This is a genomic window from Agromyces agglutinans (assembly GCF_009647605.1).
In the GTDB taxonomy this organism is placed as follows: Bacteria; Actinomycetota; Actinomycetes; order Actinomycetales; family Microbacteriaceae; genus Agromyces; species Agromyces agglutinans.
This window is the reverse complement of sequence record NZ_WJIF01000001.1, coordinates 549,063-573,996: the sequence shown is the minus strand read 5'-3', so window position 1 is coordinate 573,996 and position 24,934 is coordinate 549,063. Positions and strand designations below refer to the sequence as shown.

Annotated in this window: 26 protein-coding genes; 12 read left to right on the top strand and 14 right to left on the bottom strand. The window is 66.0% G+C overall.

Features of this window, described 5'->3' with window-relative positions:
* Positions 1-258: 258 nt before the first annotated feature.
* Genes GE115_RS02685 through GE115_RS18470 form a run of 3 tightly spaced genes read right to left on the bottom strand, consistent with a single transcriptional unit; the run spans position 259 to position 1,068 of the window.
* Positions 259-576 (bottom strand): hypothetical protein, encoded by a 318-nt coding sequence (locus GE115_RS02685; protein ID WP_153683206.1) that lies wholly within the window; start codon positions 574-576, stop codon positions 259-261.
* A gap of 5 nt (positions 577-581) precedes the next feature.
* Positions 582-860 carry a hypothetical protein gene (locus GE115_RS02680; protein ID WP_153683205.1) on the bottom strand — a complete coding sequence of 93 codons (279 nt, stop codon included), beginning with the start codon at positions 858-860 and terminating at the stop codon, positions 582-584.
* Positions 861-903: 43 nt separating this feature from the next.
* Positions 904-1,068: a hypothetical protein gene (locus tag GE115_RS18470; protein WP_216648737.1), complete on the bottom strand. Its 165-nt coding sequence runs from the start codon at positions 1,066-1,068 to the stop codon at positions 904-906.
* Here GE115_RS18470 and mobF point away from each other — a divergent pair.
* From mobF to GE115_RS02660, 4 genes are all read left to right on the top strand, one after another.
* Positions 1,058-4,492 (top strand): MobF family relaxase, encoded by a 3,435-nt coding sequence (gene mobF, locus GE115_RS02675; protein WP_153683370.1) that lies wholly within the window; start codon positions 1,058-1,060, stop codon positions 4,490-4,492. The two genes, GE115_RS18470 and mobF, sit on opposite strands and share 11 nt — an antisense overlap.
* Positions 4,493-4,609: 117 nt before the next feature.
* Positions 4,610-4,993 carry a sulfate permease gene (locus tag GE115_RS02670; protein WP_216648732.1) on the top strand — a complete coding sequence of 128 codons (384 nt, stop codon included), beginning with the start codon at positions 4,610-4,612 and terminating at the stop codon, positions 4,991-4,993.
* 127 nt (positions 4,994-5,120) lie between these two features.
* Positions 5,121-5,387 carry a hypothetical protein gene (locus GE115_RS02665; protein WP_153683204.1) on the top strand — a complete coding sequence of 89 codons (267 nt, stop codon included), beginning with the start codon at positions 5,121-5,123 and terminating at the stop codon, positions 5,385-5,387.
* Positions 5,388-5,392: 5 nt separating this feature from the next.
* On the top strand, positions 5,393-6,730 hold the full coding sequence (locus GE115_RS02660; RefSeq protein WP_153683203.1) for a coiled-coil domain-containing protein: 1,338 nt from the start codon (positions 5,393-5,395) through the stop codon (positions 6,728-6,730).
* Positions 6,731-6,821: 91 nt separating this feature from the next.
* On the opposite strand, the gene GE115_RS02655 is transcribed toward GE115_RS02660, so the two are convergent.
* Together GE115_RS02655 and GE115_RS02650 are read right to left on the bottom strand one after the other, a co-directional pair.
* The gene (locus GE115_RS02655) at positions 6,822-7,055 is read right to left on the bottom strand and encodes a hypothetical protein (protein ID WP_153683202.1); all 234 of its coding nucleotides are present in this window, start codon (positions 7,053-7,055) and stop codon (positions 6,822-6,824) included.
* On the bottom strand, positions 7,052-7,189 hold the full coding sequence (locus GE115_RS02650) for a hypothetical protein (RefSeq protein ID WP_153683201.1): 138 nt from the start codon (positions 7,187-7,189) through the stop codon (positions 7,052-7,054). Before GE115_RS02650 ends, GE115_RS02655 begins: the two co-directional genes overlap by 4 nt.
* Between GE115_RS02650 and GE115_RS19340 the strand changes: the two genes are divergently transcribed.
* Complete coding sequence (locus tag GE115_RS19340; RefSeq protein ID WP_376765687.1) at positions 7,178-7,642, top strand: GIY-YIG nuclease family protein; 465 nt, start codon at positions 7,178-7,180, stop codon at positions 7,640-7,642. The two genes, GE115_RS02650 and GE115_RS19340, sit on opposite strands and share 12 nt — an antisense overlap.
* A 47-nt stretch (positions 7,643-7,689) precedes the next feature.
* Here the strand turns inward: GE115_RS19340 and GE115_RS02645 are convergent, their stop codons facing one another.
* The 6 genes from GE115_RS02645 to GE115_RS02620 form a co-directional block, all read right to left on the bottom strand.
* Positions 7,690-8,481 carry a carbon-nitrogen hydrolase family protein gene (locus tag GE115_RS02645; RefSeq protein WP_216648731.1) on the bottom strand — a complete coding sequence of 264 codons (792 nt, stop codon included), beginning with the start codon at positions 8,479-8,481 and terminating at the stop codon, positions 7,690-7,692.
* Between the two features lie 187 nt (positions 8,482-8,668).
* Positions 8,669-10,621 (bottom strand): MBL fold metallo-hydrolase, encoded by a 1,953-nt coding sequence (locus GE115_RS02640; RefSeq protein WP_153683199.1) that lies wholly within the window; start codon positions 10,619-10,621, stop codon positions 8,669-8,671.
* Positions 10,622-10,658: 37 nt separating this feature from the next.
* Complete coding sequence (locus GE115_RS02635) at positions 10,659-11,552, bottom strand: carbohydrate ABC transporter permease (RefSeq protein WP_153683198.1); 894 nt, start codon at positions 11,550-11,552, stop codon at positions 10,659-10,661.
* Positions 11,549-12,430: a carbohydrate ABC transporter permease gene (locus GE115_RS02630; protein ID WP_216648730.1), complete on the bottom strand. Its 882-nt coding sequence runs from the start codon at positions 12,428-12,430 to the stop codon at positions 11,549-11,551. The genes GE115_RS02635 and GE115_RS02630 overlap by 4 nt, the downstream gene beginning before the upstream one ends.
* 80 nt (positions 12,431-12,510) lie before the next feature.
* On the bottom strand, positions 12,511-13,779 hold the full coding sequence (locus tag GE115_RS02625) for an ABC transporter substrate-binding protein (protein WP_172979641.1): 1,269 nt from the start codon (positions 13,777-13,779) through the stop codon (positions 12,511-12,513).
* A 589-nt stretch (positions 13,780-14,368) separates the two neighbouring features.
* A complete protein-coding gene (locus tag GE115_RS02620; protein WP_246190465.1) occupies positions 14,369-15,337 on the bottom strand; it encodes a carbohydrate kinase family protein in 969 nt (322 codons plus the stop codon).
* Positions 15,338-15,496: 159 nt separating this feature from the next.
* Between GE115_RS02620 and GE115_RS02615 the strand changes: the two genes are divergently transcribed.
* The 5 genes from GE115_RS02615 (at position 15,497) to GE115_RS02595 (ending at position 22,153) form a co-directional block, all read left to right on the top strand.
* A complete protein-coding gene (locus GE115_RS02615) occupies positions 15,497-16,243 on the top strand; it encodes a DeoR/GlpR family DNA-binding transcription regulator (protein WP_153683195.1) in 747 nt (248 codons plus the stop codon).
* Complete coding sequence (locus tag GE115_RS02610) at positions 16,240-17,580, top strand: 6-phospho-beta-glucosidase (RefSeq protein ID WP_153683194.1); 1,341 nt, start codon at positions 16,240-16,242, stop codon at positions 17,578-17,580. Before GE115_RS02615 ends, GE115_RS02610 begins: the two co-directional genes overlap by 4 nt.
* Before the next feature lie 29 nt (positions 17,581-17,609).
* The gene (locus tag GE115_RS02605) at positions 17,610-20,684 is read left to right on the top strand and encodes an alpha-mannosidase (protein WP_153683193.1); all 3,075 of its coding nucleotides are present in this window, start codon (positions 17,610-17,612) and stop codon (positions 20,682-20,684) included.
* A gap of 421 nt (positions 20,685-21,105) precedes the next feature.
* Complete coding sequence (locus GE115_RS02600) at positions 21,106-21,678, top strand: hypothetical protein (protein WP_153683192.1); 573 nt, start codon at positions 21,106-21,108, stop codon at positions 21,676-21,678.
* 46 nt (positions 21,679-21,724) lie between these two features.
* Complete coding sequence (locus GE115_RS02595; RefSeq protein WP_153683191.1) at positions 21,725-22,153, top strand: TY-Chap domain-containing protein; 429 nt, start codon at positions 21,725-21,727, stop codon at positions 22,151-22,153.
* Between the two features lie 225 nt (positions 22,154-22,378).
* Here the strand turns inward: GE115_RS02595 and GE115_RS02590 are convergent, their stop codons facing one another.
* Together GE115_RS02590 and GE115_RS02585 are read right to left on the bottom strand one after the other, a co-directional pair.
* Positions 22,379-22,780 carry an RNA polymerase sigma factor gene (locus GE115_RS02590; protein ID WP_153683190.1) on the bottom strand — a complete coding sequence of 134 codons (402 nt, stop codon included), beginning with the start codon at positions 22,778-22,780 and terminating at the stop codon, positions 22,379-22,381.
* Positions 22,777-23,400, bottom strand: coding sequence for a hypothetical protein (locus tag GE115_RS02585; protein WP_153683189.1), 624 nt, complete (start codon positions 23,398-23,400; stop codon positions 22,777-22,779). Before GE115_RS02585 ends, GE115_RS02590 begins: the two co-directional genes overlap by 4 nt.
* Before the next feature lie 144 nt (positions 23,401-23,544).
* Between GE115_RS02585 and GE115_RS02580 the strand changes: the two genes are divergently transcribed.
* Positions 23,545-23,928, top strand: coding sequence for an alpha/beta fold hydrolase (locus tag GE115_RS02580; protein ID WP_153683188.1), 384 nt, complete (start codon positions 23,545-23,547; stop codon positions 23,926-23,928).
* A 279-nt stretch (positions 23,929-24,207) separates the two neighbouring features.
* Entirely contained in the window at positions 24,208-24,384 is a 177-nt protein-coding gene (locus GE115_RS02575; protein ID WP_153683187.1) for an alpha/beta fold hydrolase, read from the top strand.
* Positions 24,385-24,469: 85 nt separating this feature from the next.
* Here GE115_RS02575 and GE115_RS02570 read toward each other — a convergent pair whose 3' ends face one another.
* Entirely contained in the window at positions 24,470-24,796 is a 327-nt protein-coding gene (locus GE115_RS02570) for a hypothetical protein (protein WP_153683186.1), read from the bottom strand.
* Positions 24,797-24,934 lie beyond the last annotated feature (138 nt).

Below are 24,934 nucleotides of genomic sequence, written 5' to 3'. Positions count from 1 at the left end.
CCTATCGATCGCGAGTGTCCGCACAGCGGCGATTCCCGTATGACCCGCCCGCGAGACAGTCCGATTCGGGGTACGCCAAACGCAGCAGGTCGGATCGAACCTGTCGGCCGCGCTCGTGCGCCACAATCACTCAAGATCGATCTCACCGTGTAGCGCGATACCCAGTCCCGTCCCCACCCCGTCGCGAAGCAAGGGCTCGCCACGACAAGAAGCTCGTCTCCGAGTCCGGCGCTGGGCACACCGGCTGAGCTGCTGACTCTAGTTGCGTCGCCGCACGGCGTTGGCATACACCCAGACGAAATGGTGACCCGGTGCCTTGGGATCCGCGTAACGGATGAGGACTGCACCGCGAGTCCAGGCGATTGCTTCGGCTTCGACAGTTCGCGGCTCTTCGTAGATCACCCGGTACTTGACGGTCGCGATCACGGGGATGGGCGCCGGAGGCTCAGTTCGGCGTCCTGTGGCGCGAACCTCGCTCGTCGTGAGAGACATCGGTGAGCCGCGCTTGGCCGACTCGAGCGCGATCGCGTCGCGGCGTTCATCGGGATGATCTGGGTAGCGTCGGTTGGTTCCCACGGGTGCTACGCGAACACGTTTTCGACGATCCAGCCCCTTGGGAGCAGGCGTAGATCGAAGACGCGTGTCTCCTGAGTGTCGGCGCATCCCGTCACCCGCCATCCAGGTTCGGCCTGATCCATGCGTTGCGAGGCCGATTCGGCAGAACTCGCGAGCCACGCGTGACGCGGAAGGCGGGTCGGGCTGTCGATGATCCGAAATTCGACGTTCCGATAGACGAGCCTTGTCGGCGCATGGGCCTGGTCGAGCCAAACGGCAACCGGCTCGGACGTGTGCATCGTCATCATGACCCCTCCCGAGTATTCGAACGAATGTTCGAAGTCTAGATCACAACACCTGACACCCCAACCCGTCCAAGAGAGATCTGAGACGGGCGATCCTCACAGAACGACTTCGGCCCTCGACGATCTGCCACGCCTCTTGCAGATCGAGGACGCGCACCTTGATCCCGTAGCGAGAGGTGGCGCGGGTGACGGTGTCGATGAGGGTCATGAGTTCCGGCGACGGCTACCGATATCTGCTGCGAACCGTCGTCGCTGGCGACGGCGTCCGATCGACGGCCTCGCCGCTCACCCGCTACTACGAGGCGAAGGGCACACCGCCCGGCCGGTGGTTGGGCGGGGGAGTGCGTGCCCTTGGCGGTGGGGTCGTCGCGGCGGGTGATGAGGTCACCGAGGCACAGCTTCAACTGCTGATCGGGCTCGGCCGGGATCCGGTCACCGGCGAACCACTCGGCCGCGCGTTCCCCGAGTATGCAGCCGACCGCCGCGCAGTTGCGGGGTTCGACTTCACGTTCTCGGTGCCGAAATCGGCGAGCGTCCTCTGGGGGGTGGCCGACGCACGCACACAGGAGGTCATCGCGCGCGCGCATCACGCCGCGGTCGCGCAGGTGGTGGAGTTCATGGAGCGCGAGGTCGCTGCGACGCGCACCGGAGTTGCGGCTGGCGATGGAGCAGTCGCACAAGTCGATGTCACCGGGCTGATCGCGACGGCATACGACCACTTCGATTCGCGTGCCGGCGACCCGCACCTGCACACCCACGTCGTTGTGAGCAACAAGGTGCAGACCACATTCGATGGCAAGTGGCGATCCCTCGACGGGCGCCCGTTGCACGGCGCAGTCGTCGCGCTATCCGAGTTGCATGAGGCACACTTCATGGATGCCCTCACGCGTGCGCTCAGGGTGAACTGGGAGCAGCGCGAGCGCGGTCGTGACCGCAACGCGGCGTGGGCGATCACCTCGGTGCCCGAGCACCTCGTCGTCGAGTTCTCCACTCGTGCGCGGCACATCGACGCCGCCACCGATGAGCTCATCGACGAGTTCGTGCACGCACATGGGCGCCGTCCGAGTGCGGCGACGATCATGAAGCTGCGTGCGCAGGCCGCTCTCGCTACCCGCCCCGAGAAGCACGTGCGCTCGCTCGCCGAACTCACGCACGACTGGCGTGAGCGTGCCACTCGGATACTCCGCGAGGATGCAACCGTGTGGGCACGTCGTGCATCACAGCAGTCGGTGCCTGCGCTCGTGCACGCCGAAGATGTGCCGTTGGAGCACATTGCAGGAGTCGGTGCACGGGTCGTGCACGCGGTCGGCGAGAAGCGTGCGACCTGGCGCTACTGGAACCTCGCCGCCGAGGCCGCACGCCAGACCACCCATCTCCGATTCGCGACGCCCGCTGATCGCGAAGCGGTGCTCGGGCTCATCGTCGACGCCGCGGAGCGTGCGTCGTTGCGCGTTACGCCGCCCGAACTGGCATCGACTCCGGCAGCGTTTCGTCGGGACGACGGTACGTCGGTGTTCCGGCCGAGGCACTCGGCGATCTTCACCTCCGAGGCTCTCCTCGCGGCCGAAGACCGGCTTCTCAGGCGAGCGACGGATGCCTCGGCACCGACCATCAGGATCACGTCCGTCCAGGACGTTGCTCGACGGAGGCTTCCCGGCGGCGTCATGCTCAGCGACGACCAGCTCGCCGCTCTCACGGCCGTTGCGACATCCGGACGAACGGTCGATGTGCTCGTCGGCCCCGCAGGTGCGGGCAAGTCCACGGTCATGGGCGCACTGCGTCGCGCGTGGGAATACGAGTACGGCCGCGGCTCCGTCATCGGCCTGGCGCCGTCGGCAGCAGCGGCGCATGTGCTCGCAGAAGACCTCGGCATCGGCACCGAGAATCTCGCCAAGTGGTGGCACCAGCATCTGGCGAGCGGCGATGCGTTCCGCGCCGGCCAGCTCGTCATCGTCGACGAGGCATCCCTTGCGGGCACGTTGGCGATCGACCGGGTCAGCGTACTCGCTGCGGCGGCTGGCGCGAAGGTGCTGCTCGTCGGCGACGCCGCCCAGCTGCAATCGGTCGACGCGGGTGGTGCGTTCGCGATGCTCGTGCACGCGCGGCCCGATGCACCGGAGTTGCTCGACGTACACCGGTTCGTCGCAGGTTGGGAGAGCGCAGCATCCCTCGGATTGCGACGTGGCGACCCAGCATCCCTCGATAGCTACTTCGCGCACGATCGCGTGCGTGAAGGGGATACCGAGACGATGGCGGATGCCGCGTATCTCGCCTGGAGAGCGGATGCACGTGCGGGCCGGGCCAGCGTACTCATCAGCGATTCGAATGAGGCGGTCGCAGCACTGAACGAACGTGCTCGCAATGACTCCATCCTCGACGGGCGCGTCGTCGGATCGCGTGAGGTCGCGCTGCACGACGGCACCCGCGCCGCCGATGGCGACACGATCATCACGCGTCGCAACGACCGCACTCTGCACACCGGGCGCTCGTGGGTGCGCAACGGTGACCGATGGACCGTGCTCGCCGTGCATCGAAACGGCAGTCTCGAAGTGTGTCGCCACGGACGCAAGCGAGGGGTCGTGATGCTGCCGCCTGGATACGTCGCCGATCACGTCGAACTTGGCTACGCCGTCACCGCGCATCGTGCGCAAGGCCTCACGACCGGCAGTGCGCACGTCGTCGTCGGCCGCGGCATGACCCGCGAGAATCTCTACGTCGCGATGACCCGGGGCCGCGCCTCGAACACGGCGTACGTCGCACTCGACCGGCCGGATCTCACGCATACCGGCATCCGTCCTCGTGACGACGCCGATGCGAGCGCGCGGTCGGTGCTGATCGGTGTACTCCATCACGTCGGTGCTGAGCTGTCTGCACACGAGACGATCGCCGCCGAGCACGAGACCTGGGGCTCGATCGCACAGCTCGCCGCCGAGTACGAGACCATCGCCGCGGCCGCCCAGCACGATCGATGGGTCGCGCTCCTGCGGGAGAGCGGGCTGACGGTCGAGCAGACGGATGTCGCAGCCGCATCGGATGCGTTCGGTCCACTGGGTGCTGAATTGCGTCGCGCCGAGGCGAACGGGCTCGACATCACGCGGATGCTTCCGCTGGCGATCGGGCAACGTGGGTTCGAGGATGCCGCCGACGTGGCGGCCGTGCTGCGCGCCCGCATCGCGCAGGTAGTGTTTGGAGATCGCGGCCCGCGCCCGGGGCGAGCGTCGAACTTCGTCGCGGGGATGCTGCCGGTGGCGGTCGGGGCTATGGATCTCGAGTCCCGGCGGGCGCTGGGGGAGCGTGCCCACCTGATCGAGCAGCGTGCTCGAGCGCTGGTCGACCGCGCCGTCGATCACCGGGAGCCGTGGATCGCCGCGCTCGGGACGCCGCCCCACGGCGAGACTGGCGCGCAATGGCGCCTGTACGCGAGCACCGTCGCGGCGTATCGGGAGCGATACGGCATCCGCGGTGGACGTCCGCTCGGCGTCGAACCACCGGCATCCGACGCTCAGAATGCGGACGCCAACCGGGCTCGCATCGCGATGGCGAGCGCTCGCAGCCTCGCTGCCGAGCCCGCGAGCTGGATGCCCGGTCGCAGGCCAAACGTCCGCACCGGCCGCCCGGCCGTCGGTCGTTAGGTCTAACCTGTCGCCAAGGCAACCTCTCCAACGCCGCCGCTCGTCGCGGCGGGACGACGTTCGCACTCGGACACCACGTCACCGCTACTGCTTGCCGATCGATCGGAGAGCAGCCGCGTGTTCGCAATCGTCTGGGCGTTGAGCCTACGCACCGTGATGTCCGTTCGGCGGTTCCTGCCGACCAGCATTCTGATGGACCGCCTGCACACCCGCCGCGGACTCAAATGGGGCGTGCCCGCGATGCTGCTCGCGGTGCCGTACGCGTTCGCCGCGATGGTGTGTGCCGCTATGGGCGAGCAGAGCGGCTGGTTCAGCGTCCTCGCGCTGTTGTTCGTGTGGAATGCGTTCAAGTTTCTCGTCGCCGGGCCCGCAACGCTCCTGCAGCTGCTGCGGGTGCGCGCCCGGGAGCGGCGTGCTCGGCGGATCCAGGCGATGCTCGAGCTCGAGGCAGAGCGCGGTCACGTCGCCGGCGAGCGCGCGGAGCCTGCGCTACGGACCTGAGCTGGCCTCGTGCCGCTGAACCCTGCCGCCGAGTCACTGAACGCTCGTCGGCTTGGCAACTCGCGCGCACCTGATGGGCACGGCATGCTGGTCGCGCACGACCACGCCGACCGGAAGGCCCACCATCATGACGAACGCGCAGCCGCAATTCGACGATCTCCTCGGCCGTACTGCTCTGGCGGCGCTCTTCTACCTTCCCGAGGTCGGTGTCGACGGCGGCGACTACCGCATCGAAGACGACGTCGAGTACTGCTTGGAGCCGGTCACAGGAGTGCCCGACGGCGACAAGCTGCGGTTGCGCGACGCCATTCGACAGGCGATCGCCGACCCGACCGGGTACCGCGGTGACCTGCTCGCGCTGGTCATCGAACTTTCGCCGCCGACGACCGAGTAGCGATCATGGGCCGATCGAATGACGGGGACGCAGCGCGCGACACCCGCGAGGTAGCGTCGGCTGAAGCGGCTCGCGAACGGAAGCGGGAGTGGGCGCGACGGTACCGGCTCGAACATCCGGAGGAGCACGCCGCGAAGCGGCGGCGATGGATCGAGGCCAACCGCGACCGCATTCGGGAGTCGAACGCTCGGTGGAGGGCTGAACACCTCGAGCGCGCACGGGAGATCAATCGTGAGTCGATGCGTCGCGCCGCCGCGCGGAAGCGTCGCGATGCGGCGCAACGCGCGAAGGCGCGTGAGCGGGCCCGGTTGTGGCGGGAAGCACACCCGGATCGCGTCCGTGACTATCAGCGCGAGTGGGTCGCCGCGAACAGCGAGAAGGTCCGCGAGTACTACAACCGGTACTACCGAGCACATCGCGATGAGGTCAACGCTCGGGCGACGGCGCGCCGTGATGCCGATCCCGAGGGCACGAAACAGCGGCAGCAGGCGTGGGCGGCGTCACATCAAGAGCGTCGGGCCGAGCTGCAGCGAGAGAGACGGGCCGACCCCGCGGTGTACGCTGCGGAACTCGAGGCGAACGCCGCGGCTCGTCGGCTCAAGCGAGCCTTGGCTCGGGCGGGTCTTCCGCCGAAGCGCCTGCACCCTTCGACCGCAGCCGAGCGACGTGCGAACGATCGGGCTGCCGACGCCTTCTTCGCCGACCCCGCGTTCACCGGGCGCCTCCAACAGCTACAGGAATTCTGCAATGCGCTGGTCAAGCACATGCTCAACTATCACGCAGGAATGCGCGAGTTCGCCGAGTCCTACATCAGCACGCGTCAACGGATGGGCCTGCCGTCCGTGCAGGTCGACGATGTCATGTGGGCGAGAGCCGTAGACATCGTGCTCGACAAGGAACGGCGCCGTGTGGACCTGCTCACGAGTCGGGATGTTGCGGCCGCCGTGCGCACCACAAAGGAGACCTTGCGCCAGGCCCAGCGGCGCGAACAGCTCGATTGGATCGTGGGCGCAACAGTGACGAACGTGCAAGGCAATCGTGCAGCGTTGCTCGCCGATGCGGAGCTGGAGAACCGAGCACGGCGGCTGCGCGGCAAGCCGGCGATCGCCTTGGAACGGCTCGTGGTGATGATCGCCATGCAGGAAGCGAGCGAGCGAGTGTCGACAGACCTGCTTGATGGGGCAGCAACTCGCCGTGCGTTGGGCGAGGCCATCACGCGGCTCGCTGAGCCAGAGGGGGCGAAGACGCGTGCGATGAGCGGGCGCGATCGGCTCGGATACTATGGTGGGCGCGGTACCCGGCAGACAGCTCGACCCCGAACCGATCCCGGTGCTCGTCGATGAACCGGGTCATCTCGTGAAGGGCCGTCGAGCTCCTTCGCGAAAGGCATGCTCGAGGCCTTGAACACCTCGTTCGCCTTGCGCAGCTCGGCGTTCACCCGAGTTCGTCGGCGATCAACCGGTACGCGAACGCGGGCGCTTCAGCGTGTGTGTCGACGGTCGCGTTGATCAGTTGCGCTTCCTCCCAGTACCGATCCGACACCGGGTCCTTCAACCACCGGTAGAACGGAACGGCTGCTGCGCGATACGAAGGACCCGGCACCTCACCGCGACCGGCACCCTGACAGGCGCTCTGGTCGCGGCAAGCTCGGACGAGCGGGTAGATCATTTTGAGGAACGCAGCACGCCTTGCGAGAGATATGCCGCAGCCCGGCGCAGGACCTCGTTCTTCTGTTCGAGCAGCCGCACCCGCTTCTTCAGCTCACGGACCTCGTCCAGCTCGACGCGCGTCTGCCCAGGCACGGCGCCATCCTCGATATCGCCCGGCGGACCCAGCTCTGCACACACGACTCGGAAATCCCGAAGCGCTTCGCGACCTGCGCGAACGTCCGAACTCATTTCGGTGAGGGGAAGACTGGCTCGGCCACGGTGCGACGGTCATTCGCTGCGCTCCTCCGCGAGCAGCTTGGCCTGATGGCGCAGCCTCGGAACAGAGCCAAGCCTGGCTACTTCGCGAACTTCGGCATCTCGGAGGATGGCGAAGTTCGGCTCTCGGAGTGGATGAATCGGAACCTCACCCTCTCCACATGGCCGCGTCCTTCCGAGCGAATTGTCCTCGATTCGGTGGAAACCCTCGTGATCCGTGAGTGGTGTCCTCCGATCAATGTCGCGAAGAACCCGAGAAAGGATCCTCGCCTCTCTGCCGCACGGAAGCGCATGGCGACTGACGCGCGCGCATGGGTCGAGGTTTGCTGATCGGACGGCATCCGAATAACGGCGGGCGACGTGTCAGTCGATACTCCTCAGGCCGGGGAGCTCGGTTGCGCCGACGTGTCCAGCGGTACGGTGGCAATCAGCAGCTCCTCTGCTTGTTCGCCGTACGGACCTTTCACCAGGACGTTGCCGTCGGGTCCAATAGCGAGCGAGTTGCCGATGCACCGCCAGCCGTTCCAGTCTCCGCCGACGACCGGCCCCACATTGCTGACGCCGACGATCGCGAGACCGAAGGCGTCGGCCAGGGAACTGTACGATTCGTGCCACGGGCCACCGTAGGGATCGGCCACATTGTCATGGTCAGGCGGTACGGCCCAAGAGCATGGGGACACGATGAGCTGTGCGCCCATGTGTCCGAGGGTCTGGCCAAGGGCCCGTGAAGAAAGGGAGTTGTCGGCGCAGATGTTCAGGCCGACTCTGCCGATGGATGTATCGGCGACAGCGAGCGATGAGCCCACCGAGTACAGGTTCTTCGCGAAGTCCAACTCACTGATCTTGCGATGGTGCAGCAGAATCTCTCCCTGAGCAGAGATGAGCACCGCGGCATTGTAGATCCGTCCGCCTGATCGTTCTGTCAGCCCTGCAGCGACCAGGATGTCGTTTTCGACGGCGGCGAAGCTAAGAGCGTCGGTGATAGCTCCCGGCACAGCAGTGGCTTCGCTGCGGGCGCTGTCATGTGTCCATCCCAGGTCGAGGCATTCTGGCAGGACGACGATGTCGCACCCGGCCGCCGCTGCTCCGCGGATCATTTCGATCGCTCGGGAGAGGTTGTGGTCCCGTTGCCCGGGTTGGACGAGCATCTGCGCCATGCCGACGCGCACGTTTGTAAGGGTCATAATCCCGTCTCATGTTCTCGACGGCGTGCAACGCGACTGCCGTCACTTAGATCAAGAACGCATCCACACGTCTTGCCGATAGTCCTGCACATCCGTGGTGGCGATGGACCACGTCAACCGCGCGACCCTCCGGCGAGGGCGGGGGGCGCGCTGCTACTCGGGCTCGCATGGATCATCGAGATCGTCGCGGCGATGCGCGTTGTTGCGCAGTCGGCGTCGCCGGACCATCCTCGTCGGGGCGATCCGTGCGAGCGGCTCCCGCGGTTGGGGCGGCGGCATCCGCGTCCACTGCCACGACGTCGACAAGGGCCTCAGCATGCTGGCCGAGCAGCAGTTCACCGATCGTGACGTCGACGGCCATCCGCTGCCGACGGCCAGGGGTAGCGGCCACAACGCTGAATTCGATGGTGACGTCGTCGCCGGATGCCAATCGCGTCACGAATTCGTGCTCAGAGGACTGCCAGTCCGGCGGCACGACAACACTCAGGCGAACAGCTGCTTCGGCCGGCAGAGGATTTCGAACCCTCACTGCGAAGTTGAGCGTTTCCCCGCACCGCGCCTGCGCCCGGTATGGCACGATTCGTGCGGTCTGCCCGTCGGGTCCGATCGAGATGTCGTCGAGAGGGAGCAGGCCACGATGTACGGCGTCCGTTTCCTGTCCCAGTTGGACGAGAGAGTCGAAGTACGCGGCATCCGTCCATCTCGGATCCCAATGCCCCGAGGCGATCAGGCCGGGCGCGATCCGCTGGAAGAGTGCGGCGCTTCGGGTGTAATCGCCGAGTCGGAAGAGGTTGCGGTACTGATAGTTCGTGATGTCGCGATGGCTGTCGGGGTCATCCAGTCTCTCGGTCTGGTCTCCCGTGAATGCAACCGTGATGCCGTCCACGACGAGGCTATAGGCGACGGCGTAGAGAGTGTGCCCGGGGAGTGCGTGCGCAGTGAACTCGTACTCGTTCCACCGGAAAGGCGCGTCGAGCGCGAGGACGCGATCCGCGACGATCGGGTCGTACCACTGGCACGGGAGATCTTCCCGCCAGGGGTTCGCCATCGTCGGTGCGACGTTCTCGGGGACCCACAGCTGAGTCCCCTCGACGTCGCGGAGGAGCGGCATTCCCGCGACGTGGTCGTCGTGATAGTGCGTCGGGAGCGCGACCGTGATTTTCGTCACGCCGTGGTCACGCCGCAGCGCTGCCAATGAAGCGAGCCAAGGGCGCCGCGCCGCTCGCTCCTGGCCGGGTGCGATACCGGTCGACATGTCGTAGCCGTAATCGACAACGAGCGCCTCGCCGGTGTCCGACAGCAGCACGTAGGAACTCGACATCGAGGTGCGGTTGAGCAAGAGATGCGGCGCAAGCGTGACGAAGGGATGGTCGAGGAGATCGGCGAGGTTACAGGGTTCAGCGCTGCGCCTGTCGACATAGTCCTGCATCGCATCGGCGAGTCGTGCGAGAGCGGCTTGTGCGTCGCGAATGACGTCGCCATGCGAGGGGGCGAGCATCGATGGCTTCTCACGCTCGAGCAGGATGCAGCTGAGGACAGTCATCGCGGGCCCCTCGTTGAACCGGTAGGACCACTGGGTTGCGGCGAGGGACCAAACCTTTCCTGGCGCGTAGATGAGATCACCGGTGAACGCGATACGCTCGCCGTCCCGCTCGAGAAGGTAGGCCACGGATCCGATGGTGTGCCCCGGAGCGGGGAGCACACGCAAGGTGGCGGCCTCGAACACCAACGCGCGATACTCGGGAACCGTCGCGTGGACGGGAACGGATTCCAGCAGCGAGAATCGGTCCTGGCGGAGGTTGTAGTCGTTGTCGAGTTGGCGGCCCTCCCACATCAACTCGACTTGTTCGAACAACTCCACCTCGACTGGCGGGACGTGGATGCGTGCGCCTATTGCGACCGCGCGCGGCAGCCCTTGCCCCTGGTCGCGGTGATGATGGGTCATGAGCACGTCGGTGAGCGAGCGGATACCGAGTTCAGCGAGATGGTCGAGGGCACGCCCCGACCCGAAATCGATGGCTATCGCATCGCGTTCCCCCGAGGGTTTATCGGGGTCGATGATGAGGTATACCGCGCAGGTGTCTGCGATGCGCCATATACCGCGGGCGATCTCCACCGGAGTCATGAAAGCCCCCCTCGCCACATCGCACGGCTGTTGCGGGTCATCGTATGGCCCCCTTCGCGATATCGCCAACGAACTGTCGAGCGCCTAGGAGGAACACGACCAGCAGCGGGAGCACGGAGAGCAGTGCGCCGGCCATGACCATGCCGTAGTCCTGCCCGAAGGCGGACTTGAGCTGAGCCGTCGCCACCTGGAGCGTGAGACGGTGAGGGTCAGTGAGGACGACGAGTGGCCACATGTAGTCATTCCATGCCGTGATGAATGTGTAGATCCCCAGGAAGCCCAGACCTGGCCGAATCAGCGGAAGACAGACGGCGAACCACTGTCGGAAGAACCCCGCGCCGTCGAGAACCGAAGCGTCCATCAGCTCGTCGGGGATGGCGGACACTATGTACTGCCGCAGCCAGAAGATTCCGAACGCGTTCGCCGCGGCCGGCACGATAAGGGCTTGGAGTTCCCCAACCCAGCCCAGGTTGGTCATCGTGATGAATTGGGGGATGACGGCCAATTGCATGGGGAGCATGAACGTCACGAGCGTGATCGTGAACAGGGTCCGCCGGAGCGGAAAGTCGAACTTCGCGAAGGCGAAAGCTGCGAGGGAGTCCAGCACCAAGACGAGGAAGGTGACTGAACTCGCGACGATAATGGTGTTCAGGAGAGCGCCGGCGAAATCGATACGCGTGAACACCATGGCGACGTTCTCGAAGAGCCGCGGGCCGGGGACGAACGTCGGGGGCGACTTGTAGATGTCGCCGGTGGCGTTGCTGGCCATGACGAGCAGCCAGTAGAGGGGGAAGATCGACACGACTGCCCCGATAGTCAACACGATGTACATGACGATCTGAGGTGGCGTCGATCGTCGCTGCGACCTCCGGGGTTCGTAGGCCGTGACGATACTCTCGGTCACCGTGACCGGAAGCCGTGTGGAGGTCATCCGCTGAGCTTGTCCTCTCTGCGCCCTGCGACAAAACGCCAGCTGATGATGGTGAAGACAACCACGATCAAGAAGACGCCCCACGCGATCGCGGCGCCGTAGCCGAATCGGGAGTAGCTGAACGCCTGCTGGTAGAAGTACAGGACCATCGTGAGGCCGCCCTGACCCGCGCCGCCGCTGTTGGGGTTAGTGGTGCTCGCGGTGGAGGTCAACACCTGCGCTTCGGTGAAACTCTGCAGACCGGTGATCGTTGATATGACGAGCACGAAGAGGATGGTGGGGCGCAGGAGCGGGAGCGTCATCCAGAAGAAACTCCGGATCGGACCGGCGCCGTCGAGCTTCGCGGCCTCATAGATCTCGGTCCCGATCGACTGCATACCAGCAAGGAGGATGATGGCGTTGTAGCCGGTCCATTGGTACGTGATGAGGATGGCGATCGTCACTTGGATGCCAAGCGGCGTCGACAGCCACGGGATGTCGGGGAGTCCTACGGCGTTGAGTGCCGCGTTGGCCAGGCCGAAGTTGTCGCTGAAGATCGACCCGAAAAGTACCGCCATCGCGACCACGGACGTGATGTTCGGAACGAAATAGGCGATACGGAATGCTGTGCTGTAGCGGACGGCGTTGTTCAGCATGGCGGCGATCGTGATGGCGATTGCGAGCATCGGAAAGGTCGACAGGACGAAGATCACGAAGGTGTTGCGTACCGCGAGCCAGAATGTCCCGTCCGTGAACAGCCGCTCGAAATTGCTGGTCCCGACCCACTCGGGGGCGCCGAGCCCGTTCCAGTCCTGGAACGATAGGACGAGCGAATAGGCGGTCGGGAAGACTCCGAATGCGAGGAAGAGAAGGAAGAACGGAGCGATGGCCGCGTACATTGGCCAGTATCGGATCGCCCCGCGGCGAGGCGGGCCTCCTCGCGGCCGCATTCCTGCAGCCGTGATCCGGGTGATGGACGTCACTGGGCGGTCTCCCACACCTGCTTCGCGGCCGCGACGGCGTCGTCCCAGGCTTGTTCAGGATCCTTGCCGAGAGATTCGATGTTGATCAGTTCAGTGAAGTAAGGCGCGGATACCTCGTTGTCGATGGGGCTGGTGTAGTTCGTGGGCATGTTCTCGGAGGCCTCGCGAAAGACGTCGGTCGTGACCTGCCCGCCGAAGAACTCGTCTGGCTCTTGCAGCGCAGGGGCGTCGATCGCTGAGATCGACGAGGGAAAGTTACCGATCTCGCTGTACGTGGTCGCCTGATTCTCGGGGCTCACAAGAAACTTGATGATCTCCAGCGCCGCTTCCTTGTCCTCTGTGGCAGCGGGGATCGTGAGGAACGACCCGCCGATGTTGGCCGGACCGCCCGGCATCGCTGTCACCTTCCACAAACTGCTGGTGTCGGGAGCGTTGCTCTTGATGTCGCCTTGGTACCAGGCCGCGCCGAGAAGGGTGGGGAGGGTGCCGTTGCTGACCGCTGACGCCCAATCGGTGCTCCCGTCTTGGATGCCGGCGACGATGCCTCGGTCCCACGCATCGATTGCCAGATCCCACGCGGCGCGAACCGTGTCGGTGTCGCCGAGGAAATCGCCGTTCTCCGCGACGAACTTCGTTTCGCCTTGCCCCATGGCCTTGTTGAAAACATCACTGAGAGAGACCTCGAGAAACGTTCCCGTGCGAGCCTTCAGCTGCTCACCCCAGGTGAAGTAGTCCTCCCAGGTGGAGGTCGCCGCGGCGACTTCAGTGGGGTCGGTGGGTAGGCCCGCCTCGGCGAGGATGTCGGTGCGATAAAACAGCGCGGTCGGGCCGATATCGGTCGGCAGACCGATGAGTTTGCCGTCGGCTGTCGTGGCTTCTTCGATCTTCCAGTCGGGGAAATCATCGAGCAGATCGTCGATGTCCAGCGTATTGAGATCGGTGAAGAGGTCGGCCTCCTGCAGGAAGTAGGGCATGTCCTCACCCTTGACGCCGGTAATGGAGGGAATGCCGCTGCGTCCGGTGAAGGCTGTGACAAGCTTCTGCTTGAAATCGTCGCCGATCGTTGAGACCTCGAGGTCGGCTTCAGGGAACTCGCTCACGGCCGCTGAGGTCACGGTTTCGCTTAGGCCGCCCGGCCAGGTCCACAGCGTAATCTCCTCGTCGCCTTCGGCGCCGGAGTCGCTGCAGCTGGTGAGGGCGAGAGTTGCGACCGCGATGGCGGCAAGGGCGGCCGCCCAGCGGGTACGGCGGGTTCTGATTAACATGAGCGGTCCTTTACTGTTGTGTGGGTTCGGAGCGTCGTAGGCCTCTGGCCGCCCCGGGGATCGCGGGTGTGGCTCCATGCGGTTGCCAGTTCGACGCCTGGGAGGTAGTCGCCCGATGCCCCGCAACGGCTCGGCCGCTGATGAGTGACGAGATCTGATCGGTGTGTACGGACGAGGCGGCGTGGTTGTTCGCTGGGGCGGGAGCATCTGAAAGCACGGACACGCGGATGCCGCGACGGTGAAGCGGAGTGGAGGCCGACACGACCCCCGGTGATTCCGGCCGCATCAGCGGGACCCTTCGCCGCGCGAAGCGCTACAACAAGCGCCTGCTGCGCACCTGATACCTCTTCGCCGGCGTCGCCGCCCGATCCCGCCCCGAATCCGGCGCCTGCTGGGAGCGCAGCGGCCGTCAGCAGAAGGACCACAAGCAAGCCATGTTCGGCCTCGCACGTGGACGCATCAACGTGATATGGACGCTCCTGGGCGACGGCACGACCATGCATCAGGAAGCCTCGACCTCACTCGCCGCAGCTTGACAACTCAATTGAGATTCCTTTCGATGAAAAGGGAGTGACGCCTTCGCTGGGAGCTAGGACGTGGTTCGAGTGTCGAAGGGCGGCGCGCCGTCGGAGAACGCGTCGCGGAGGTAGTCGAAGCGGCCCTCCTCAGCCGCTCCTACATGTGCGTCGAGCCACGGCAGAAGCTCGCGTCCTAGCGGTGTTGAGCCGGCACCGCCTGGTCGTGAAACGGTGATCGCCGCCACGAGCGACGCAAAGTCGACACGCTCGCGCAGAGTCCAATCGACCAACGTCGCCGCGGCCAGCGCCGCTCCGAAAACATCTCCAGCCCCGGTGGCGTCCACGAAGGGGACATCAACAGCCGTGGTGGTGACCTCGTCGCCCGTGGAGGAATCGACGGCGACGACGCCCCGAACTCCACGCGTTACCACGCTCAGCGGCACCCGCTCGCTCAGCCGATGTGCCGCCTCGAGGGCGTCGTCGGCACGCGTGTATGCGAGGGCTTCCGCCTCATTCGGGACGAATGCGTAGCATCCGTCGAGCATCCGGAGGAGCGCGGGATCCCAGCTGACACTGGGGTCCCAGCCCACATCGGCGATCACCCGGGTACCGCGTGCCGCGCGTGATCGTACCCACGCCGCCACTGAGCCGTCGAGGTGAAGCGTCGCCACCTCCGTGACGGGCGCGGAATCCAACAGTGCTGCCAACGGTGCGGCGGGAACACCGCCGGTGACCAACGCGCGATCGCCGTCGAAGTTCATGGCAGCGGTCACCGGGACCGACCAATCCGTGCGAGCGCGCGTCCCGTCGATGATCCCCTCATCCGCCAATCGCGCGCACAAGAGCGCCGAGATGGGATCGCTGCCGACGTCGGCACACAGCACCGTGGGAACGCCGAGTCGCGCAGCGGTGATGGCGTAATTGGCGACGCCCCCCGGGCCCCACCCGAAGGAGGTGGTCCAGCACTCTTCGCCCGGCCGCGGTGCTTCGGCGAGTTCGGAGAACACCACGTCGAGAAAGAGCTGCCCTGCGGCGAGCATCCGCGGGGCAGGCGCATCCTCAGCTACAGCTGCCATATGGGTCCTCCGTCTCGTCGGCGAGCGGTTCGTCCCTGTTATAGCACAATCGCTCAGAATCGCGCTAGAATCTGATCGGTCCTGAGCGGGTTGTGAGCGATTGTGGGTAGAGATTGGGGTCCAATGAGAGACGTGCGTGATCAAGCGATCCTGCAGCACCTACGCAGTTCGCGGGCGGCTACGGTCAGCGAACTCGCGCAGGCCACGGGATCGAGCATCGCCACCATTCGGCGCGACTTGCAGCGTCTCGACCACGCCGGTCTGCTCAAGCGCACTCACGGTGGCGCGGTGGTGAGCGATGGCGACGCCCCGTTCGGCGCAGTCGAGTCTGTGAATCGTGACGCCAAGGAGCGCATCGCGCGCGCGGCGGCGGAAAGTGTGCACGACGGCCAGACCATCATTCTGGACATCGGGACGACGACGCTTCGGCTCGCGCAATTGCTTCGTGGCCGGCGGGTCACGGTTATCACGCCCAACATGGCCGTATACGAGGTCTTGCGCGACGAGCGGGAAGTGCACCTCGTTCTGCTGCCGGGTGACTACGACCGGGTCTATCGCAGCGTTTCGGGTTTCCTCACGACGGAGTCCCTTCGCCTCATACGCGCGGATCAGGCGTTCTTAGGCGTCAGCGGCATCACCGAAGATGGTGACCTTCGTGACACGACGCTTGCGCAGGTGCCGATCAAGCAGGCAATGGTCGCGGCCTGTGATCGCGCGACCGTCCTCGCCGACCACGACAAGTTCCCCGGCACGGGAGCCGGGCGCATCGACCTGCCTCGCGCGCTGCGCCGCGTCATCACCGATGCTCCACTGCCCGGACCGACCGCCGAAGCGTTCGCTCGGCATGACGTGGAGGTCGCGATCGTATGAAGCTGGCGATGATCGGCGGGGGAGGGTTCCGCAGCCCGCTCGTCTACCAGGCGCTCCTGCGTGACCGCGGCGCCGGCCGCGTCGACGAAGTCGCGCTCATCGACGTCGACGGTTCACGACTGAGGACGATGGCGCGCATCCTCACAGACCAGGCAGAGGGTGTTGCGGATGCGCCGCGCGTCAGCGCCCACACCGACGCGCAGGAGGGCCTGCGCGGCGCGGACTTTGTGTTCTCCGCCATCCGGGTGGGCGGCATGCAGGGTCGCGCGACGGATGAGCGTATCGGGCTGTCGCATGGCGTGATCGGTCAGGAGACCGTGGGTTTCGGCGGGATTTCCTATGCTCTACGCACGTTGCCGGTCGTCACGGCGCTCGCGCATCTAATCCGTCGCGTCGCCCCCGATGCGTGGGTGATCAACTTCACAAATCCGGCGGGTGTGGTGACTGAGGCGATGGGCCGCGTGCTCGGCGAACGGGTGATCGGCATCTGCGACTCACCGGTCGGTCTCGCGCGGCGAGCGCTCGGTGCTCTGGGCCTTGCCGATGAGGGGGACGTCGAGGTCGAGTACGCCGGATTGAACCATCTGGGCTGGCTCACCGCTCTACGGGTTCGCGGTGTGGACCGACTCCCTGAGCTGCTCGCCGCGCCGAAGCAGATCGAGTCCTTCGAGGAAGGGCGTCTCTTTGGAGCGGAGTGGGTGCATGCGCTCGGCGCGTTGCCCAACGAGTACCTGCACTATTTCTCCTATCGTCGCGACGTATTGCAGGCCGATCAGATCGCGGCGCACTCTCGCGGGCGCTACCTGCTTGGGCAACAGGAGTCTTTCTGGCGCGAGGCGGCCGCAGCTTCGCGGCCCTACGCAGTATGGGAGCACTGCCGACACGAGCGCGAGTCGACCTACATGTCGACGAATCGTGACGTGGCGCGGATGGGCGAGAGAGCCGAGAACGACCTTAGCTCGGGTGGTTACGAAGACGTCGCGATCGCCCTGATGCGGGCGATCGCATATGACCAGAGCGCACGACTGATCCTTAACGTGCGCGGTGGCGGAGCCCTCGCCGGCCTGGACCCGGACGCGGTCGTCGAGGTGCCTTGCATCGTGGGCGCCGACGGACCGCGTCCAATCGAAGGCGCTCGCGTCCCGTCCTTCGGCGCCGGACTCGTATCGACAGTGAAGTATGTCGAGCAGCAGACGATCGAAGCGGCGCTGTCGGCCTCGCGGACGGCCGCCCTTCGTGCTCTCGCGCACCATCCCCTCATCGACTCGGTGAGAGTTGCACATGCGCTCTTCGATGACGCGTGCGCGAGCTTTCCAGACCTGGCCTACCTGCGCTGACCCGCCACGCGAAACCCTCGAGGAATCCCATGCATCAGAACCAGAAGCTCGTTGAAGGGCGCATCCTCCGTGTGCTCGCGGAGCGCATAGCCCCAGCAATCTACTCCTCACGGGTGCCGCTGGATATTCGCGCCTGGGAGGTCCCTGACGAGCCCGTGTCCGCGACCGAGGCGATCGCCGCCACCTACGAGCCGTTCGCCCCGGGGGATAGGTGGGGACGTGCCTGGTCGACGTGGTGGTTCGAGGTACGCGGGCGCGTACCGGCCGAGTGGGCAGGTAGGACGGTCGAGCTCCTCTTCGACCCGGGGTTTCAAGGCGACTGGCCCGGCAACCAGGCAGAAGCACTCGTCCACACGAGCGAAGGGGTACCGGTCAAGGGCATCCACCCTCGCAATGGCTATGTGCGCGTCACGGAAGCCGCCGTGGGCAACGAGCACGTGCACTTCTATGTGGAGGCCGCAGCCAATCCCGACATCCTGAAGGACGGGTTCCGTCCGACGGCCTTAGGCACGAAGCGGACCGCACCCGTCGCTCCGATCTACACGTTCCGTACTGCAGAACTGGCCGTCTTCGAGCACGAGGTCTGGGCGCTCCACTTCGACGTAGAGGTTCTCTTTCAGCTCCTGAAAGCGATCCCCGATACCGAACCTCGCAGACATGAGGTGCTCCGCGCGCTGGAACGCGCTCTCGACGTGCTCCAGCTCGATGACATCGCGGGCACCGCAGCGCGTGCTCGCGGCGAGCTCGCCGACGTCCTCGCACGGCCTGCGCACGCCTCCGCCCATCGACTCTCCGCGATCGGGCACGCCCACATCGACACCGCCTGGCTGTGGCCGATTCGCGAAACAAGGCGCAAGACGGCGCGGACGTTCTCGAACGTGCTCACGCTGGCTGAGCAGTACCCCGAGTTCCGCTTCGCGGCATCCTCCGCGCAGCAATACGCGTGGGTGAAAGAACGATACCCCTCACTCTGGGATGGCATCAAAGCCGCCATCTCACGCGGCCAATGGATCGTGGTCGGCTCGCAGTGGGTAGAAGCCGACGGCAACCTTCCCGGCGGTGAAGCCATGACCCGCCAGATCACTCAGGGTCTGCGCTTTTTCCGCGACGAGTTCGGGGTTCAGACGCGGGGCATCTGGCTGCCAGACTCCTTCGGATACACGGCAGCATTCCCGCAGATCGCGCGCCTGGCCGGTCTGGACTGGTTCCTTACGCAGAAGCTCTCCTGGAACCAGACCAACCCCTTCCCGCACCACACATTCTGGTGGGAAGGCATCGACGGCACCCGGATCTTCACGCACTTCCCACCCATCGACACGTACAACGCCACGCTCGAAGGAGCGGAGTTGCACCACGCCGTGCGGCGATTCCGCGACAAGGGCCATGCGACGATGTCGCTGGTGCCCTTCGGCTACGGTGACGGCGGCGGGGGCCCGACCCGCGAGATGATGGAGCGTCAGCGTCGAGTGCAGTCGCTTGAGGGCTCCCCGCGCGTCGAGATCGAACACCCCGATGACTTCTTCGCTCGCGCCGAAGCAGAGTACCCGGAAGCGCCCGTGTGGGTCGGCGAGCTCTACCTGGAACTGCACCGCGGCACGTTCACCTCGCACGCGCGCGAGAAGCGCGGCAATCGCGAGGCCGAACACCGGCTCCGCGAGGCTGAACTCTGGTGGAGCGTTGCCGCCCTCCGTGGCGCCGAGTATCCCTACGAGCGGCTGGACAGGCTGTGGCAGTCCGTCCTTCTCCAGCAGTTCCACGACATCCTGCCGGGGTCATCGATCCAGTGGGTCCACGAGGAGAACGAAGCTGACTACGCGCGCGTTCTCGGTGAGCTCGAGGAACTGATCGTGGGCGGGCTTGATGCGGCAGGCCTCTCGGGTGCTGTCGCCAACTCCGCAGATCACGCACGTCGCTCGCTCGTGGTGGACAGCGCGAACGTGCCGCTGGGGATTGTCGACACTCCGGGTCTGGGCATCTCGTCCCTCACGATCGTCGCGCCTCGGTACCCGGTCGCCGCGGTGCAGGACGCGGAGGGCGTCCTGATAGACAACGGCCTCGTCCGCGTCCGCATCGACGCCAGGGGCCACGTGACATCGATCGTGGATGTCGTGAACGGCCGCGAGCTTGTTCCGGCCGGTCGCGTGGCGAATCTGCTGCAGCTGCACGAGGACCTGCCGAACGCCTGGGACGCCTGGGACATCGACGCCCACTACCGCCACACTGTCCGCAACCTCGACGCGAGCGACCGCATTGAGGTCGTCCAGGACGGCGTCCTCCGTGCGCGGGTGAAGGTGACGCGCACGTTCGGCACCTCCCGCGTCGAGCAGACCATTGCCGTGCACGCCGATGACGTCCGGGTCCACCTCGGTGTGGAACTCGACTGGAACGAGCGCGAGAAGCTGTTGAAGGCCTCCTTGCCGTTCGTCGTGCATGCACAGCATCACAGCGCGGAGATCCAGTATGGGCACGTCCGCAGACCAACGCACACGAACACTTCATGGGATGACGCGCGGTTCGAAGTCATGGCCCACCGTTGGGTCCACGTGGGCGAGCCCGGGTATGGCATCGGCGTCAGCAACGCGGCGACGTACGGCCACGACATCACACGGGGGGTGGGCATGTCCGGCGAGGTCGAGACAGAGGTGCGGCTGACCCTCGTCAGGGCGGCCAACTCGCCGGATCCTCAGCAGGACGCCGGACACCACTCGTTCGCATACGCCGTGCACCCCGGCGCTTCGATCGCGGACGTCGTGTCGAGCGGCTATGAGCAGAACCTTCCCCTTCGTGTTCCCGCGTCCCCCGCGGCGGTGCAGGACTGGAGCTTCCTGAGCTCGTCTGAGTCCGGAGTGCGCATCGAGGCGATCAAACTCGCTGACGACCGTTCCGGCGATGTCGTGGTGCGGGTCTACGAGGCGCTCGGGCATCGCGCTCAGACGACCTTCACGGCAGGGTTCCCGATCGGCGCGGTCCGAGAGGTCGACCTGCTAGAGAATGCGCTCACCTCGAACGCACCGCGGTCACGGTATCTCGCGGTCGACGGCGGGACGATCGAGCTCGGGTTGCGTCCTTTCCAGGTCGTCACACTGCGGATCACCCCGGGATGAGTCGCAGCGGAGCGATCGGTTTCTCGGCCCGACCGACGTGCCTTCGCGTTGCTCCGCCGGATGCTCCTGCTCTGGATGGCTGGGCCGTTCACTTCGTTAGATCCGGGCGGTCGGTGAGTCGTCGGTTTGCGGTCGATCGGGCTCTCACTGAGGGGCTTAGATCATGCCCAAGGCGTATCCTGCCGAGTCCCGCCCGGGCAGTCGCGCTCGTCCCAGCCGGCCGCGGTGGCCGTCTCACGCATGTCTGGAATGAGGCGCGGCTTAGAGTGCTCCCTCCCTCCCTCCCGCCCGCCCGCGGGCGGTGCGGGATACAAGCGATGTTCAAAGGAGCCATTGAAGAATGGGGCGGTGAGGATCGGGACGCGCCATTGGGCTGACGCGGCGGAGGTACGAAGGCGCTGCCGGGCGTATCGTGGGCGCGATGACGAAGGATGGGACGGTGGACATGGGCAGTGCGGATGACGTCGAGGTCGAGGACGGGATCCACCGACGGGTGCGGCAGCTCGAGCGCATCACGACGCTCTGGACGGCCGCAGTCGCCGGCACGCTGACGGGCTTTGGCTTGCTCGTCCCGTTCACGACGGGTCGGATCACCGGAGATCCGGCGAGTGTCAGTATCGCGGAATACGCCGTACTCGTGCTGTCGGGCCGATCCGACCCTGGTGACCCTTTCAGCTTCATGATCGGACTGGGAATCCTTGGGCTGGCCCTCGTCTTGATCGTCGGCTCATGGAACTCAGCGGCCCTGGCGGTGGGCGATCAGGGCGGCGATGTTCTCGTGCGTATCTGCGCCGTCCTCGCGCTCGTCGGTTGCGCCGTCTTGTGGGCGTTGCTGATGCTCGGGGTCGCGACGGACGGCTGGCGAATCGATGTCGGACTCCCCCTGCTCACCCTTGCCGCAGTCATCCTGACGATCTTCGGATTCGCCGGTGCATACCGGCGCATGCGCAACCCGACCCGCCGCACGAGAACACCGGATCGCGGCGAACGATGACTTATCCCGCCACCTGCGCCAGAGGACCAGAGAGAACGACGTACCGATGACGGATCCATGGGGCGCGACTCGGGTCGAGCTCGAACGGCGGCTTCGATCGCTCCTCACCGGCCAGGCGCTGGTCCTCAGTGAGCCAGACTCCGAGGCGTCCGCATCGCCGCGCGGGTTCTTCGCTCGCCGCGGCCGCCGTCCAGTTCCCGTGCGGTACGTCCAGTTTCTCCGGTTGGAGGACGCGCTCGTCGTCGAATGCGTCAGCGATGCCTATTGGCCGTCGATGGCCACCGAACAGAAGGCCGAGCTGGTCGCGGCAGGATGGCATGAGCCGAACACATTGCGAGAGTACCCGACTGAGAACCTCGTCCGTAGCTTCGACTTGGAGGCAGCTCCGGACGCCGCCGTTGCCGCGGTCCGAGCCCTGATCACCCTCGGCTGCGATCCCGGCTCTCGCTGGACGTGGGCCGAGATCGTCGATTGATGCATCGGCCCTCTCCCGAAAGTCCGATCGGATCCCTCGGACTCATCCCGAGTGCGTTCATCCGATCACGTTCCGCAGTACCGACATGGCCGGGGACGACTGCGTTGTTGTTGCTGGCACGTCAGCTGCCGCGAGTGCGTCGCCGAGTTGTCGCTGAAGGCGGGCCCGAGCGGTCGCGTACCGCGACCTCGCGGTCGACGGCGTGATGCCGAGTACACGGGCGGCCTAGACGATTAATAGCCCGTCCCAGTGGATGAGGCGAACGATCTCAGCCGACTGCGGCGAGATTGCGGCCATCGCGTCTTGGACCAGCAGTTGCAGGTCGGTGGCCTCGGTCGGGTCGTGGTCGGTGCGCAGGGTGAGGGCTGAGCGAAGCTCGGCGACGAGGGCGGACTGGCGCCGGCGGCTGCGCCGACTGTTTGCCAGGACGTATGCAGCCACCCCAAACAACCAGCTCAGCTGCTCATCGGGCGCTGCAGGGATCTTCGACCTGCGCCGCCATGCAACCGTGAGGGTCTCGCTCAACAGGTCGGCGGCGTCCGCGGCTGGCTCGACCCGGCGGGCGAAGTATGCGAGCAGGCGCGGCGCCGAATCCTCGACGAGCCTGGTGAACTCCGCCTCGATCATGACCGGGGCTCGCAGGTCGTGCCGGCGGCCTCGATGGAGACGCCGTCCAGGTCGTGCTTCTCGAGATACGTGAAGACCATGTCGGAGACGGTCGACTGCCAAGCGCCCATGACTTCATCGGCGTCGCTCAACTCGAGCGACGTATACGCCTCGGACTCCAGCTTTTCGCGCTCCTGGGCGAGCCGAACCGGATCGATTCGGATGCTGTCGAGGTCGGGTGAGTCGAAGTACAGGCGGGCTTCTGCGACCGCCTCGTCGACGCTGGCGCGCTCAGCGCCCTCACCCAGCCCTCCGGCGCGATTCTCGGCTGCCGCGGGCGTGATCCGCAGCGCAATCGGACACGAGTACCGTGACCCGTCGGCGAGCACGACCGAGTACGACATCTCCCGGTCAGGCGTCCAGTCGAGCCACGGGAACAGGTTCGACTCCGCGGCGATCGCCGCTCCGCCCATACCGAGCACCAGGGCACCCACGCCGATCCCCGCGCCGACGGCACGGCGACGGCGGGATCGGCGTGGTGCTCGCGCAATATCTGCGGCAAGGCTCCTCGCAATCCGTTCGGCGTCGGCCGGTGGGCGGGTCTGCTCCCGCACTCGATCGAGTAGTTTGTCCAGCTCCATGGACTCCTCCAGTTCATCGGGTCCTGAAGGAGAGATGTCCGGGGCGCGCCGGAACGTCCGACGCGGCAGGCGATTCGGCTCCATCGCGTGTGCAACGGGCGGTCCCGGCATGACGGCAGGGGCTGCGACTGCAAGAGTGGGCCTATGGGACGATCCGAGAGTCACGACGGCGCATCCGTGAACGCGCTCCGCTGGGGTTCGGGCCGGCCGCTCGTCGTCGTTCCCGGCGGTCCCGATCGGGATGCGGAATACCTGGCCGATCTCGGTGGGCTGGCCCCACGGATCGATCGGAGCATCGCCGTCCTCGAGCCGCGCGGCACCGGAGGCTCACCGAGCGCGGACGAGTACTCGGTCGAACGCACCGCCGAAGTCCTCGAGGCGTTCCTAGCCCGCCTCGAACTGGACAGGATGGACCTGCTCGCCCACTCGGCCGGCTGCGAAGTCGCGCTCGCCTACGCGGCGAACCACCTCCGACGGATCGAACGGCTCCTCCTCGTGACGCCGAGCACGCGAAGGGCTCGGCATTGAGGAATCCGAGGACGAATGGGAACGGCGCATCCAGTCCCGGGCTCAGGAGACCTGGTTCCCTGGCGCACTCGACGCGTTGCGCGAGATCGAGCGCGACGGCTTCACCCCTGAGCGAAGCCTCGCGATGTCGCCATTCCCGTACGGGGACTGGAACGATCTCACCGCGGCCCCGCTCACGCCGATCCCGGCCAGCGGCATCCCGAGGCAGCCGCGGCATTCTGGCGCTGGCAGGTCGACCCCGAGACCATCAGAGCCGCAGTGCTGCGGATGGATGCCGTCGTGCGGTTCCTGATCGGCGAGAGGGATCTCGCGCCCGGGCCACTGGTTGCGGCCGAACTGGTCACGCTGTTCCCGCGAGCATCCGTGACCATGCTGCCCGACAGCGCACACTTCCCGTGGGTCGACCAGCCCGCCGCGTTCACCGCGGCGATCGCCGACGCATTGACTGAACGCTGACCCGGGCGACAGCCTCAATGGGTGGGCGCGAGCGGTTGTTCGCAGGGCGCTCACGGCCCGCGCGAACCGCGTCACCGACCCGGCATCACCCCGAGACAGGGTCGGAGAAGAGTGAGGTGAGCGCGGTGATGACCGCGACGAAGGAGAAGATCACCAGCAGGGTGCCCGCCGCAGTCCCGATGATGAGGCTGAGCGCAAGCGGACGCCAACGTGGAACCAGCACCGTGGTGGCGACGAGCACCGTCGGAACGGCGGTGATCACGACCAGCCCGAGGTCGGTGATCACGTGCACCACAGCACCCGCGACGGCGTAGCCGACGGGGAGCGCAAATGCCCCGAACGCCGCGCCGGCCGCAACGACCGGCCACCGAACGAGCCGGCGTCTGGTCGGCGGATCGGAAGCGACGCTCATCACCTACCCCCTCTCACACTCATGGTCCGACGGCCACATCCTCTCCTGGTTGAGCGCGGTCACGGAATGGGGAGAGGTACCCAAAGGTAAGGGCTTGTCCGCGAAGAGGAAGCGTCTCAACCTCGCACCGATGCGAAA

What these genes read in the sequence shown, in the direction of transcription:
- GE115_RS02595 (WP_153683191.1), top strand. Translation starts at nt 21,725, where the DNA reads ATGACGGATCCATGGGGCGCGACTCGGGTCGAGCTCGAACGGCGGCTT.
- GE115_RS02630 (WP_216648730.1), bottom strand. Translation starts at nt 12,430, where the DNA reads ATGTACGCGGCCATCGCTCCGTTCTTCCTTCTCTTCCTCGCATTCGGA.
- mobF (WP_153683370.1), top strand. Translation starts at nt 1,058, where the DNA reads ATGAGGGTCATGAGTTCCGGCGACGGCTACCGATATCTGCTGCGAACC.
- GE115_RS02640 (WP_153683199.1), bottom strand. Translation starts at nt 10,621, where the DNA reads ATGACTCCGGTGGAGATCGCCCGCGGTATATGGCGCATCGCAGACACC.
- GE115_RS02660 (WP_153683203.1), top strand. Translation starts at nt 5,393, where the DNA reads ATGGGCCGATCGAATGACGGGGACGCAGCGCGCGACACCCGCGAGGTA.
- GE115_RS02580 (WP_153683188.1), top strand. Translation starts at nt 23,545, where the DNA reads ATGGGACGATCCGAGAGTCACGACGGCGCATCCGTGAACGCGCTCCGC.
- GE115_RS02615 (WP_153683195.1), top strand. Translation starts at nt 15,497, where the DNA reads ATGAGAGACGTGCGTGATCAAGCGATCCTGCAGCACCTACGCAGTTCG.
- GE115_RS02585 (WP_153683189.1), bottom strand. Translation starts at nt 23,400, where the DNA reads ATGGAGCTGGACAAACTACTCGATCGAGTGCGGGAGCAGACCCGCCCA.
- GE115_RS02655 (WP_153683202.1), bottom strand. Translation starts at nt 7,055, where the DNA reads ATGATCTACCCGCTCGTCCGAGCTTGCCGCGACCAGAGCGCCTGTCAG.
- GE115_RS02625 (WP_172979641.1), bottom strand. Translation starts at nt 13,779, where the DNA reads ATGTTAATCAGAACCCGCCGTACCCGCTGGGCGGCCGCCCTTGCCGCC.
- GE115_RS02610 (WP_153683194.1), top strand. Translation starts at nt 16,240, where the DNA reads ATGAAGCTGGCGATGATCGGCGGGGGAGGGTTCCGCAGCCCGCTCGTC.
- GE115_RS02680 (WP_153683205.1), bottom strand. Translation starts at nt 860, where the DNA reads ATGACGATGCACACGTCCGAGCCGGTTGCCGTTTGGCTCGACCAGGCC.
- GE115_RS02600 (WP_153683192.1), top strand. Translation starts at nt 21,106, where the DNA reads ATGACGAAGGATGGGACGGTGGACATGGGCAGTGCGGATGACGTCGAG.
- GE115_RS02605 (WP_153683193.1), top strand. Translation starts at nt 17,610, where the DNA reads ATGCATCAGAACCAGAAGCTCGTTGAAGGGCGCATCCTCCGTGTGCTC.
- GE115_RS02665 (WP_153683204.1), top strand. Translation starts at nt 5,121, where the DNA reads ATGACGAACGCGCAGCCGCAATTCGACGATCTCCTCGGCCGTACTGCT.
- GE115_RS02570 (WP_153683186.1), bottom strand. Translation starts at nt 24,796, where the DNA reads ATGAGCGTCGCTTCCGATCCGCCGACCAGACGCCGGCTCGTTCGGTGG.
- GE115_RS02590 (WP_153683190.1), bottom strand. Translation starts at nt 22,780, where the DNA reads ATGATCGAGGCGGAGTTCACCAGGCTCGTCGAGGATTCGGCGCCGCGC.
- GE115_RS02635 (WP_153683198.1), bottom strand. Translation starts at nt 11,552, where the DNA reads ATGACCTCCACACGGCTTCCGGTCACGGTGACCGAGAGTATCGTCACG.
- GE115_RS18470 (WP_216648737.1), bottom strand. Translation starts at nt 1,068, where the DNA reads ATGACCCTCATCGACACCGTCACCCGCGCCACCTCTCGCTACGGGATC.
- GE115_RS02620 (WP_246190465.1), bottom strand. Translation starts at nt 15,337, where the DNA reads ATGCTCGCCGCAGGGCAGCTCTTTCTCGACGTGGTGTTCTCCGAACTC.